The sequence below is a fragment of the Xanthomonas sp. LMC-A-07 genome (assembly GCF_030208825.1).
Taxonomy (GTDB): Bacteria; Pseudomonadota; Gammaproteobacteria; order Xanthomonadales; family Xanthomonadaceae; genus Xanthomonas; species Xanthomonas campestris.
Genome location: NZ_JARVTF010000008.1, coordinates 689,206 through 701,326, shown reverse-complemented (window position 1 = coordinate 701,326; position 12,121 = coordinate 689,206). Strand labels below are relative to the sequence as shown.

The window sequence follows — 12,121 nt, the reverse complement described above, 5'->3', positions numbered from 1 at the left end:
TGGCGGTAATGCTGAGTACGGCTCCAGTCACGAAAATCTCCTTTTGGCGCCTAACTACTATTGGACCGCCTAAAAGCGGTGTTGCGGCAAGTATCGACGAAGGCCGGAGGTCTGGGAAGGGGGAATTCCTATTCCGTAACAGTGACTTGTCGGATAGCAACCGACAATCTTGACGTCAATGCTGCTTGCGTTATCCGACGTTTGAGCCGGCGTATGAGTTACACCCGTGACGATGCAGGCGTAATGACGCGTCTGACCCCCAAGCTGTTGGATCAGGTCCGTGGTCGGCTGCGGCTTCGCCACTACAGCCTGCGCACCGAGCAGGCGTATGTGGGCTGGATCCGACGCTTCATCCTGGCCAAGGGTAAACGGCATCCAGCGCAGATGGGGCAGGCAGAGGTCGAGGCGTTTCTCACCGACCTGGCGACGCGGGGCCAGGTGTCGGCCGGCACGCAGAATCAGGCGCTGGCGGCACTGCTGTTCCTGTATCGCGAGATCCTGGGCGTGGAGTTGCCCTGGATGGAGAACCTGGTGCGCGCCAAGCGACCGCGGCGCATTCCGGTGGTGCTCTCGGTCGAGGAGGTGACGCGCCTGCTGACGATGCTGGAGGGGGCGTGTCGGCTGATGGCGGGGCTGCTCTACGGCAGCGGGATGCGGTTGCTGGAATGCCTGCGGTTGCGAATCAAGGATGTGGACATGGTGCGTTGCGAGATCGTGGTGCGCGACGGAAAAGGCGGCAAGGATCGGCGGGTGCCGCTACCGCGCAGCCTGCGAGGGGAATTAATGCAGCAGCGCGAGCGGGCGCTGCTACTGCATGCCGCTGATCTCGCCGAGGGAGCAGGACAGGTGTTCCTGCCGCATGCGTTGGCGCGCAAGTATCCCACGGCCGATGTCGAGCCCGGCTGGCAGTATCTGTTCCCCGCCGCGCGTCGATCGGTGGATCCGCGCAGTGGCCGAGTTGGTCGGCATCACGTATCGGAGGAGATCCTCCAGCGTGCGGTACAGGCGGCACGGCGCCGTGCGGGGATTGACAAGCCGGCGACCTGCCACACCCTGCGGCATTCGTTCGCCACGCATCTGCTGGAGGCCGGCCACGATATCCGCACTGTGCAGGAGCTGTTGGGCCACAAGGACGTGGCAACCACGCAAATCTACACGCATGTGCTGGGGCGCGGAGCGTCGGCGGTGCGCAGCCCGCTGGATGGGCTGCATCTCAGCGGTGGGTGAGGTTGCCGCCAATAAGAGCAGCGATCAAAACGACTGCGCGGCCGCCAGGCGTGCGCGGCCGGTGCCCGGCGTCGGCATTCCCCCGTACGCGCCGGTTCCGAGCGCTGTCCTCCCACCTGATGGCTGCTCGCTACGTTTTGTTAGCGGCTCTAAAAAGCTACCCCACGCTGGGTTTGCAGTCAGGCATCGGGAAGGAAGTCCCTTCCACCGTCCGATGCCGGGATACGACGAAGACCGCTAAATATCCGCGGTCTTCATCGCAATGCCTCAGCCGTCCAGCATCGCCTTGTCGCGTACCGCGCCCTTGTCCGCGCTGGTCGCCAGCAACGCGTAAGCCTTCAGCGCGGTGGTGACTTTGCGTGGGCGCACTTCCACCGGCTTCCAGCCCTTGGCGTCCTGCTCGGTGCGGCGTGCGGCCAGTTCTTCGTCGGAGACGAGCAGGTCGATCGAGCGCTTGGGGATGTCGATGAGAATCTTGTCGCCGTTGCGCACCAGGCCGATCGCACCGCCTGCGGCGGCTTCCGGCGAGGCGTGGCCGATCGACAGGCCCGAGGTGCCGCCGGAGAAACGGCCGTCGGTGAGTAGTGCGCAGTGTTTGCCCAGGCCCTTGGATTTCAGGTAGCTGGTGGGGTAGAGCATCTCCTGCATGCCGGGGCCGCCCTTGGGGCCTTCGTAGCGGATCACCACCACGTCGCCGGCTTTGACTTCGTCGGCGAGGATGCCTTTCACTGCCGAATCCTGGCTCTCGTAGACGCGGGCATTGCCTTCGAAGACATGGATGGATTCGTCCACGCCGGCGGTCTTCACCACGCAGCCATCGCGGGCGATATTGCCGTACAGCACCGCCAGGCCGCCTTCCTGCGAGAACGCATGCGCAACATCGCGGATGCAGCCTTCGCTGCGGTCGGTGTCCAGGGTGTCCCAGCGCGTGGCCTGGCTAAACGCAATCTGCGTGGGAATGCCGGCCGGGCCGGCCTTGTAGAACGTATGCACCTTGTCGTCGTCGACCTGGGTGACATCCCATTGCGCGATGGCGTCGGCCAGGGTGCGTGTGTGCACGGTGGCTGCATTGGTGTGCAGCAAGCCGCCACGTGCCAGTTCGCCGAGGATGGACATGATGCCGCCAGCACGGTGCACGTCTTCGATGTGGTACTTGGGCGTGTTCGGTGCCACCTTGCACAGCTGCGGCACGCGCTTGGACAGGCGGTCGATATCGCGCATGCCGAACGGCACCTCGCCTTCCTGAGCGGCAGCCAGCAAATGCAGGATGGTGTTGGTGGAGCCGCCCATGGCGATGTCCAGCGTCATCGCGTTTTCGAACGCTTCGAAGGTGGCGATGCCGCGCGGCAGTGCGGTGGGGTCTTCGCCGCCATACCAGCGGTGGCACAGCTCCACCGCCACGCGCCCGGCGCGCAGGAACAGCTGCTCGCGGTCGGCATGCGTGGCCACTACGGTGCCATTGCCGGGCAATGAAAGACCCAGCGCTTCGGTGAGGCAGTTCATCGAATTGGCGGTGAACATGCCCGAGCACGAGCCGCACGTGGGGCAGGCGCTGCGTTCGAACTCGGCGACTTCTTCATCGGAAGCGCTGTCGTCGGCGGCGATCACCATCGCGTCGATCAGATCCAGATTATGGTCGGCCAGCTTGGTCTTGCCGGCTTCCATCGGCCCGCCGGAGACGAACACCGTCGGGATGTTGAGGCGCAAGGCGGCCATCAACATGCCGGGGGTGATCTTGTCGCAGTTGGAAATGCACACCAGCGCGTCGGCGCAATGCGCGTTGACCATGTACTCGACCGAGTCGGCGATGATCTCGCGGCTGGGCAGCGAGTACAGCATGCCGTCGTGGCCCATCGCGATACCGTCGTCCACGGCGATGGTGTCGAACTCCTTGGCTACGCCGCCGACACGTTCGATCTCACGCGCCACGAGTTGCCCAAGATCCTTCAGGTGCACATGCCCGGGCACGAACTGCGTGAACGAATTGGCGATGGCAATGATCGGCTTGTGGAAATCGCCATCCTTCATGCCGGTGGCGCGCCAGAGTGCGCGGGCGCCCGCCATGTTGCGGCCGTGGGTGGAGGTCTTGGAGCGGTATTCGGGCATGGCGGGATCGACAACGTGAGCGAGCGGTGGCTGGCAATTAGACCGCGCCAGGACTGTTGCTGCTGCAACCGTCGCGGCGCGTTCCGGTGATCTCGCACGGTAGCACGCAGCTGCCGGGTGAACGGGCGGCCAAACGTGACTGCCATTGGGGCGATGACATCAAACGTCGAGCACGCCACCCCGCTGCGCCAAACGGTTCATCCGTGCGCAGCAATAGCGCAGGCGCTCGCAACTGCGCGCGAGCGGCCGCGGTTTAGAGTGGCTAACAAAACGTAGCGAGCAGTTGTCAGGTGGGTGCGGACGGCGCGGAGGAACCGGAATGTACGTGGGTACATGAGGATTCCGAGCACCGGCCGCGCCCGCCTGGCGGCTGCGCAGTAGTTTTTTGATAGCTGCTCTTAGACTGTGCGCATGACCTCCACCCTTTCGTGCCGCGCCGGCTGTGCCGCGTGCTGCATTGCCCCGTCCATCAGTTCGCCGATTCCGGGCATGCCGCAGGGCAAGCCGGCCGGTGTGCCGTGCGTGCAGCTGGATGCGCAGTGGGGCTGCCGCCTGTTCGGGCAGCCGAGCCGCCCGGCGGTCTGCGCCAGCCTGCGTCCTTCAGTGGAGATGTGCGGCAGCTCGCGGACGCAGGCGCTGGCGATGCTCGCCGCCCTGGAGCGCGCGACACAGCCTTGAATGTCAGGCGCGTCGTGCCGTTGCGCACGGCTGACTGGAGCGCCGCGCTGGAACTGCAGGGATCGCTGCGGCTTAGCTGCGCCGCTTTGCGCGTTCCAGGTCAATCCGGGCAAAGCTGGCAGCGATGTGATCGACCGGCGCATCGCTCTGATGGACACGCCAACCTAGACACTGCATGCCGCGCAGCGTTGCCGCATGCGGTGCATCCGCCGTAGCCGGGCGCGGTGACCAGGCTGCCTTCTGGGCCTGCACTTGCACAGATGCCAGCCGGTCAGCCTGACCATTGCCGCACAGCGCAGTGCCACCAGCAACTATCGCGTTTCAAAACGCGGCAGGCGGGAAACACCTGCCAAGCCACGAAGCCGATGGAGAATGGCGAAGCAGCGCCAGCCCCGCGTTCAACCGTTGCCGTTCGCCTTGCGACCGGCGAACACCCGCCTGATGCCGGCGCCCAGCGCCAGCACGCCGAACAACACCAGCTTCCAGCCCTTGGCCAGCAGCAGGCCCAGCTTGGCGAACAGCCCGGCCTTGGCCGCCAGGCCGCCGCCGATCAGGCCGGCCAGGCCATAGCTGGCAATCTTGTCGGTGGAGGGGTTGTGGTCGGCATAGCGCGCGCCCTGGTCGAACTCGGTCATCGGCAGCAGCTGCTGCATGCCCTGTCGCACCTGGTCGAGCTGGCCGATGCCGGCGACGGCGTTGAGGCTGAGATAGCCGCTACGGCCCAGCACGCGGATGTCGTAGTTGAGCGTGTGCTGCTGGGCGCCGTCGAAGCGCAGCTCCTTGGCCCAGTAGAGCTTCTTGCTGCCGGCGTCGTAGCGCGGCGGTACCGCCCAGCCGAGCAGGTCGACCGTGCCGTAGCCCTGTTCGCGCCGCGCGGCGTTTTCTTCTGCGGTGCCTTTCTGCATGTCGGCCAGCAGTTCGCTGTAGTCGATCTTGGCGGCATCCTCGTCGGACACATAGCCCTCATCGCTATAGGTCACCACCACCGCCCAGCTGTCTGGTGCATCCAGCGCAGGCGTGCGCGGCACGATCATGCCCAGCACGCTGTCGTCGGGCGGGTTGCCCCACAGCTGTTCGAGCACCCGGCGCGTGTCGGCCTTGTCCAGGTAACGGAAGGCCGGGTCCAGATCGAAATGCGCCTTGGCCTGCGGCACGGCGATGTGGCCATCGCGGTACTGCAGCGCAGCCAGCACTTGCGCTTCGTCGACGGCGTCGGCCGGGATGGCGAACAGCAGCGGGCTTGCGATAAGCAGGCAAGCGGCCAGCAGGCCGCGCAGGACAACGGTGGTGTGCATGAAGGTCGAATCCATTCGATGGCAGCGTCCCCACGCCGCAGGCCGCCGATTCTGCCACGCGTTCACATGGCAGACAACGGGGTCAGCCCGCGCTGGCCGCGCCCAGATACTGGTCCTTGAGCCGCACATAATGCTGCGCCGAATAATGCAGGCTTTCGATCTCCTGTTCGCTGAGGCGGCGCGCCAGCCGGGCCGGATTGCCCAGCCACAATTCCGCTTCGCCAACCACCTTGCCCGGGCCCACCACCGCGCCGGCACCGACAAAGCCGTAGCGTTTGATAGTGGCGTTATCGAGCACGCAGGCGCCCATGCCGATCAGACACAGGTCTTCGATGGTGCAGGCATGCAGGATGGTGCCGTGGCCCACGGTGACGTCTTCGCCGATCACGGTCGGGTAGCCGCCCTTGTTGAACGGGCTGTGGTGGCTGACGTGGATGATGGTGCCATCCTGCACGTTGGTGCGCGCGCCGATCTGCACATGGTTGACGTCGCCACGAATCACCGTGCCGGGCCATACCGACACGTCGTCGCCCAGCTGCACCTTGCCAATGATGGTGCAGGCCGGGTCGACATAGACGCGCGCGCCCAGCTGCGGGGTGTGTTCCAGAAACGGGCGAATCGGGGTCACGGCACTCTCCTGCAAGTTAGCGTGCCGCCGACTGCGGGCACAGGTGGATGATACCTGTGCGGTGCGTATTGCTGCGGCGGTGCTGCGCGATGGATGCCGGTGCATGGATGCGGGTTGCGAATGCTTGGAAGCGGTGCATCTCGATGCGTGTTGGGTGAAGCTGTGTGTATCGCTGCAAGTGAGTCGCGCGTTTGAAGTCATATGCGATGCTGTTGCTTGGGCATGCGGTGTATCTGGCGATCTGACGGGGGACGCAGCGCGTCCGCTAACCACAATGCGTGCCTGGTCAGGAACAGCTGACAAAACTAGTGCGCGACCGCCAGGCGGGCGCGTCCGGTTAGCGGAATCGGCATGTGCCGCTCGTACGCTCTGATTCTGAGCACTTAGTCCATAACCACCTGACGATTGTTCGCCCCGTTTTGTCAGCCGCTCTAAGTCGCATGGATCGCTGTCGCGTTGCTATTCGCCGACACGTGCGTTGCGCAAGGTCGCGCGACAGTGCGGGCAATCACCGCACACGTGCGTCAGAGCGATCTCGAACAGCTAACGCGGTAGCGATGCGGCGACGAACGATGCTACCGCGCAGGATCCGGTTGCCCGTCGTGCTCCATGCTTGAGGCGCACCACACAAGCAGACAACACATCCGAACCTGGCGCCGCGCAAGCGAAGCTCATTGGGTCTACATCCGATCAGCGCACACCACTGCGGGGATCGGCCTTGAACGACACCCGCAATCGGCCTAGCGTGCAGGCCATTGCGACGTATCGGTTGCGTCTGTCGCAACACACACTGTTTTCGAGGGTGCGTCCGCGCGTTTTCCCATCGCTCAGCGTGGATGCACCTGTGCCACCGCTGCGCCACATCAGCCCCCCTCACAGGACACGCCAATGCTTCAAAGCACGCCAACTTCCGCGCACTTTGTTCTGGAGCGCATGACGCCGTTCCAGTGGAGAGCCGTGGCGGTGTGTGTGCTGCTGACAATGCTCGACGGCTTCGACGTGATGGCGATGGCGTTCACCGCCCCGCACGTGTCGGCGGACTGGCAGTTGTCCGGCAAGCTGCTGGGAGCGCTGTTCAGTGCCGGGCTGGTCGGCATGGCGGTCGGCTCGCTGGTGTGCTGGCGCCGTGGGCAGACCGCATTGGCCGCCGTGCGCTGATCCTGGTGTGTCTGGCCATCCTGACTGTCGGCATGGGCGCATCCGCACTGGCAGGCAATGCCTGGCAGCTGGGCGCACTGCGGGCGTTCACCGGTGTCGGCATCGGCGGCATGCTGGCCTGCGTGGCGGTGACTGCCGCCGAATATTCCACTGCACGCTGGCGCAGCACGGCAACGGTGCTGCAGGCCACCGGTTACCCGGTCGGGGCGACGATTGGGGGCGCGATCGCCGCGCTGCTGTTGCAGCATTGGTCCTGGCCATCGGTGTTCTGGCTTGGCGCGTTCGGCGCGTTGCTCTGCGTCCCGCTGGTGCTGGCCTATTTGCCCGAATCGCTGGAGTTCCTGATCGCCCGCCGGCCGCCCAACGCGCAGGCGCGCTTCAATGCGGTGCTGGCACGCATGGGGATGCCGCCGCATCCGCAGTTGCCACTGCCACCTGCGCAGGCAGCCGGGCAGGTGCAGGGGTATGCGGCTCTGTTCGTAGGTGCGCTGCGGCGGCAATCGCTGTTGATCGCGCTGGCATTTTTCTTGTTGATGTTCGCGTTCTACTTCGTGCTCAGCTGGACCCCAAAACTGCTGGTCACCGCGGGCCTGTCGGCCGCCCAGGGCGTCACCGGTGGGGTGCTGTTGAATCTGGGCGGCATTGTGGGCGGCACGCTGTTCAGTTGGCTGGCCCTACATGGCCGCTTGTCGTGGCTCACCGCCGGCGCGCTGGTGCTGGTGGCGGTGGGGATGGTCGCATTCGGGTTGAGCAGCACGGTGCTGAGTTGGGCATTTGCCACCGCGTTGCTGACCGGTGCCGCGCTGACGGCAGCGATGGGTGGGCTGTATGCGGTGGCGCCGGTGGTGTTCACCGCGGCGGTGCGCTCCACCGGCATGGGCTGGTCGATCGGGATCGGGCGGCTGGGCGCGATTGCGTCGCCACTGTGCGCCGGGGTGCTGCTGGATGCCGGGTGGTCGCCGGCCATGTTGTATCTGGCCTGCGGCGTGCCGTTGCTGTTCGCCGCTGCCGCGGTGGTGGCGATGCGCCTGCCGGAGCGCTGAACTGCTCAGCAGGCGTTGCCCATTGCCGGCTGGTGAAGCGGCTGCGGTTGCGCCCGCCCCAAAGAATTCTGCGCGGCTGCCGATAACTCAGCAGACCCGCCACGCCTGTGGTGGGCGCTACGCGGACCACTTGCAGACCAGCGCCGGCATGCTCAGAACCATCGACTCCGACCAACTCCGCCCCGGCATGTATGTCTACAAGCTGCTGGGCGCGTGGGTGCACCATCCGTTCTGGAAGACCTCCTTCCTGGTCGATGCCGACGATGTAGGCAAGATCCACGACAGCCGCATCGAGCAGCTGGTGATCGATACCGCACGTGGGCTGGACGTGGAAGCGGCTGCGCCCGCCGCAGTGGAAGAGCCCGCTCCGCCGGCGCCTGCGCCTGTAGTCTCCGAACACCCGGCCGCTGCGCCTGTCGAACGCGCCGCACGCGCCGCTAACGTTGCGCCCAAGGTGGGCATCGAGGCCGAAGTCGTGCGCGCGCGCCGCATCTTTGAAGACGGCCGCAGCGTGGTGGAAGAAATGTTTCGCGACGTGCGGCTGGGCCGCACTGTCGACACCGAGGCGGCGATGCCGCTGGTGGAGGCCATCAACGATTCGGTGCTGCGCCATCCGCAGGCCTTGATCAGCGTGGCGCGGCTCAAGACCGCCGACGACTACACCTACCTGCATTCGATGGCGGTGGCCGGCCTGATGAGCGGGCTGGCGCGCCAGCTCGGCCTGCCCGATGCGCAGGTGGTGGAGGCGGCGATGGGCGGCCTGCTGCACGACATGGGCAAGGCGGTGACGCCGCTGGATATCCTCAACAAGCCCGGCAAGCTCACCGACGAAGAAATGGACGTCATCCGCCGGCATCCGCTGGATGGCCATCGCCTGTTGTTGGCCGGCGGCGTGCAGAACGCGGTGGTGCTGGAAATCGCCATGCATCACCACGAAAAGATGGATGGCAGTGGCTACCCAAAGGGCCAGGTAGGCGAAGAGATCTCGCTGATGTCGCGCATGGGCGCGGTGTGCGATGTCTACGATGCGATCAGCTCTGACCGGCCCTACAAGCGCGGCTGGGACCCGGCCGAATCGCTCAAGCGCATGGCCTCGTGGACGGGGCACTTCGACCCGGTGGTGTTCCAGGCCTTCGTGCGGCGGCTGGGCATCTACCCGGTGGGCTCGCTGGTGCGGCTGGAGTCGCAGAAGCTGGCGGTGGTGATCGAGCAGGCTGCCGAGTCCCTGCTCAAGCCGAAGGTACGGGTGTTCTATTCGGCCAAGCTGCGTAGCCACGTGCTGGTGCAGGACATCGATCTGTCGCGTGCGGAGTGCCAGGACCGCATCGTGCAGATGGAAAGCCCCACTGATTGGGGCTTCCGCGATCTTGAGAAGCTCTGGCTGCCGTAAGGCCTCTCGCACGTTTGACGCTGTGCAGGGTGCTGCTAGCGTTCGCGTGGTAGTGATCGCCGGGCCGTGTGCCGGATCAGCGTTGCGCGCAGCCGCGGGCCGCGTGGCGCTTTATCGCGCCCAGGCGCGCTCCTCCAGGGCTTTGTGCGTCACGCGCCCCTGTAGCTCGCGCTGCGGCCGTCGTCGGTCGGATGCTGCAGCGGCGCGACGCTGCTGCATGCCCCCAAGAGTTCACCATGCGCCACCAGCCCGGCACTGCCTGCGGCCCGGCCGCGCTGCCGTCGCAGCCGTCGCAGCCGTCGCAGCCCGCGGTGCGCCTGGCCCTCCCCGGCCAGCGCGATCACGGCCTCAGGCGCTTGCCATGACGTGGGCTTTGCCTCGTCTGGACAGGCGCTCACCACAACCAGCGGCCGCCAGCACGGCGCCTAGCGAGCGCGACCATGCTGCGCTGCAGCTTGGCAATGTAGTTATGGTGCATAACTATTCCGGAACGCAATCATTGGCGCCCGGATCCCTATGCCGTACCCGCACCTGGACCATTCCGCTTTTTTGCCGCCAGTGCGGCGCCGGTGCGTGGTCTCCAGCATGGGCACTGCAGCGGCCGGCGCGCTGCCGCTGTGGTCGGCACAGCAGGCTGACCGGGCAACGCAAGCGATACCGGCACGCCCCGCCACGTCTACAATGCGGCTCACGTCGCGGGCCGGCGTTGCAGGCGCCTGGCGCGCCGCTCCCTGGTTCGGTGATGGCCCTTGTCGCGAGAATCCACATGCCTGCAACGTCCAGCGCCGTGCTGCTCCCCGATCCTGTTGCCACGGTGGACCAGGCGCGCCTGCTGCGGTTGCTGGGCTACCGCATCACCCGCACCGAGCTGCTGGTGCGGCGCATGTTCCAGGATTGCGTGGCGGCCTTCGAGCTCAAGCCGGTCGATTTTTCGCTGCTGATGCTGGTGGATGGCAACCCGGGCATCAATCAACGCCAGATCGGCGACGTGCTGCATGTCTCGGCGCCGAATCTGGCCATCGTGGTGGCACGTCTGGTGAAGCGGCGCCTGCTGCGGCAGGTGCGTGGGCGCCAGGACCGTCGCATGCAGCATCTGTCCTTGACCGCCACCGGGTCCAGCCTGCTGGCGCAGGCCGAAGCGGAGGTGCTGCGCATGGAACAGCAGCTCAGCGTCGTGCTCGGCCCCAGCGAAGCGCCGTTGCTGCGTGCACTCGATCGCCTGGATCGCCTCGACACGCTGTAACCGACCACGCGCGCGCATCGCGCGATGGCACGTGCAGCGCACCATGTATCCGCCAGTCCGGGCTGCGATCCACGTTCAGTGGTAGTCGCGCTCTCAATCCGGGCGCCGGGTACTGGTCGCTGGTGCCCAACTACGCCATCACCGCATTGCCCACGCCGCATTGGGAAATCAGTGCGCGCCTGAACTACATCGACACCTTGCGCAGCGACTGCCGGCCCAATCTTCCCGAGGGCGTTGCGTTCCGCAATGGCCAGGCCGGCGATGTGGGGTTGATCAACTTCGCCACCTCATGGGAGGTGGTGAATGATGTATGCGCCTGCATCAACGCCGACTTTCTCACCCAATTGCGCGACAACCGCACGAACGGCCAACGCGTGGCCGACAGCCGCCAGACCGCGTGCTATGCCGGCCCGGGCGGTGCCTGGCGCGTGGATGCCAACACTCTGTTGTTCGCCAATCTCTATCTGCCGGTGGAGGTCAAAAACGCGGCCTCCGGTAGCAACCTCAATGTGCAGTTCGTCCACGTGTTCCAGCGCCGGTGATCCCGGCAACTTCGGAGAAGGCAATGCGCTTGTTGAACAAGACCATCGTGGTGACCGGCGTGGCATCGGGCATCGGTGCGGAAGTGGCGCGCCTGGCGCGCTTTGAAGGCGCGACCGTGATCGGCATCGATCGCACGCCGGTGCATATGAGCCTGCACAGCTTCCATCAGGCCGATCTGGGCGATCCCGCTGCGATCGATGCGCTGGTGCAGGCACTGCCGGAACGGATCGACGCGCTGGCCAATGTGGCCGGGGTGCCCGGCACCGCGCCGCTGGAGGCGGTGGCGCGGGTCAACTACCTGGGCCTGCGTCACCTCAGCCACGCGCTGCTGCCGCGCATCAGCCGTGGCGGCGCCATCATCAACGTCGCCTCGATTCTCGGCGCCGAATGGCCGCAACGGCTGGACCTGCACAAGCAGCTGGCCGCCGCTGCCAGTTTTGCCGACGGCAGCGCGTGGCTGGCCGCGCACCCGGTTGCGCACGACACCTGCTACCAGTATTTCAAGGAAGCCCTGATCGTGTGGACCTTGCTGCAGTCATGGCCGTGGTTCGCCGATCACGGCGTGCGCGTCAACAACGTCTCGCCCGGGCCAGTATTCACTCCGATCCTGGGCGACTTTGCCGCGATGCTTGGCGCCGAGCGTGTGCAGGAAGACGCCAAACGCATGCAACGCCCCGCGTATGCCGACGAGGTGGCCGAGGCGATCGTGTTCCTGGCATCGGACGCCGCGCGCTGGATCAATGGCATCACCTTGCCGGTCGATGGCGGCCTGGCATCCACCACTTTGTAAGTCCCCTTGGACCCCCAACC

8 protein-coding genes, 3 other RNA genes and 2 pseudogenes are annotated in these 12,121 nt (G+C 65.8%); 9 read left to right on the top strand and 4 right to left on the bottom strand.

Annotated elements, in window-relative coordinates; genetic code table 11:
* Positions 1-243: 243 nt before the first annotated feature.
* Together QRM89_RS10465 and QRM89_RS10460 are read left to right on the top strand one after the other, a co-directional pair.
* A complete protein-coding gene (locus QRM89_RS10465; protein ID WP_285447955.1) occupies positions 244-1,227 on the top strand; it encodes an integron integrase in 984 nt (327 codons plus the stop codon).
* Positions 1,228-1,303: 76 nt separating this feature from the next.
* Positions 1,304-1,373: non-coding RNA, sX9 sRNA (locus QRM89_RS10460), on the top strand.
* A 121-nt stretch (positions 1,374-1,494) separates the two neighbouring features.
* Here QRM89_RS10460 and ilvD read toward each other — a convergent pair.
* Both ilvD and QRM89_RS10450 read right to left on the bottom strand, forming a co-directional pair.
* On the bottom strand, positions 1,495-3,333 hold the full coding sequence (gene ilvD, locus QRM89_RS10455) for a dihydroxy-acid dehydratase (protein ID WP_014509320.1): 1,839 nt from the start codon (positions 3,331-3,333) through the stop codon (positions 1,495-1,497).
* 260 nt (positions 3,334-3,593) lie between these two features.
* Positions 3,594-3,668: non-coding RNA, sX9 sRNA (locus tag QRM89_RS10450), on the bottom strand.
* Positions 3,669-3,744: 76 nt separating this feature from the next.
* On the opposite strand from QRM89_RS10450, the gene QRM89_RS10445 reads away from it, so the two are divergent.
* On the top strand, positions 3,745-4,011 hold the full coding sequence (locus QRM89_RS10445; protein WP_115556955.1) for a YkgJ family cysteine cluster protein: 267 nt from the start codon (positions 3,745-3,747) through the stop codon (positions 4,009-4,011).
* A gap of 398 nt (positions 4,012-4,409) precedes the next feature.
* Here QRM89_RS10445 and QRM89_RS10440 read toward each other — a convergent pair whose 3' ends face one another.
* Both QRM89_RS10440 and QRM89_RS10435 read right to left on the bottom strand, forming a co-directional pair.
* Positions 4,410-5,306: a DUF2167 domain-containing protein gene (locus QRM89_RS10440; protein ID WP_119961062.1), complete on the bottom strand. Its 897-nt coding sequence runs from the start codon at positions 5,304-5,306 to the stop codon at positions 4,410-4,412.
* Positions 5,307-5,388: 82 nt separating this feature from the next.
* The gene (locus QRM89_RS10435; RefSeq protein ID WP_285447954.1) at positions 5,389-5,934 is read right to left on the bottom strand and encodes a gamma carbonic anhydrase family protein; all 546 of its coding nucleotides are present in this window, start codon (positions 5,932-5,934) and stop codon (positions 5,389-5,391) included.
* A 351-nt stretch (positions 5,935-6,285) separates the two neighbouring features.
* On the opposite strand from QRM89_RS10435, the gene QRM89_RS10430 reads away from it, so the two are divergent.
* From QRM89_RS10430 to QRM89_RS10405, 6 genes and pseudogenes are all read left to right on the top strand, one after another.
* A non-coding RNA gene (locus QRM89_RS10430) (sX9 sRNA) lies at positions 6,286-6,362 on the top strand.
* 460 nt (positions 6,363-6,822) lie between these two features.
* Positions 6,823-8,135 (top strand): annotated as a pseudogene (locus tag QRM89_RS10425) (aromatic acid/H+ symport family MFS transporter).
* A gap of 148 nt (positions 8,136-8,283) precedes the next feature.
* Complete coding sequence (locus QRM89_RS10420) at positions 8,284-9,525, top strand: HD-GYP domain-containing protein (protein ID WP_225042994.1); 1,242 nt, start codon at positions 8,284-8,286, stop codon at positions 9,523-9,525.
* A gap of 766 nt (positions 9,526-10,291) precedes the next feature.
* Positions 10,292-10,768 carry a MarR family transcriptional regulator gene (locus tag QRM89_RS10415; protein ID WP_103700869.1) on the top strand — a complete coding sequence of 159 codons (477 nt, stop codon included), beginning with the start codon at positions 10,292-10,294 and terminating at the stop codon, positions 10,766-10,768.
* Between the two features lie 74 nt (positions 10,769-10,842).
* A pseudogene (locus tag QRM89_RS10410) lies at positions 10,843-11,310 on the top strand (transporter); the annotation flags it as partial.
* Positions 11,311-11,333: 23 nt separating this feature from the next.
* Complete coding sequence (locus QRM89_RS10405; RefSeq protein ID WP_075285218.1) at positions 11,334-12,101, top strand: coniferyl-alcohol dehydrogenase; 768 nt, start codon at positions 11,334-11,336, stop codon at positions 12,099-12,101.
* Positions 12,102-12,121: the final 20 nt, after the last annotated feature.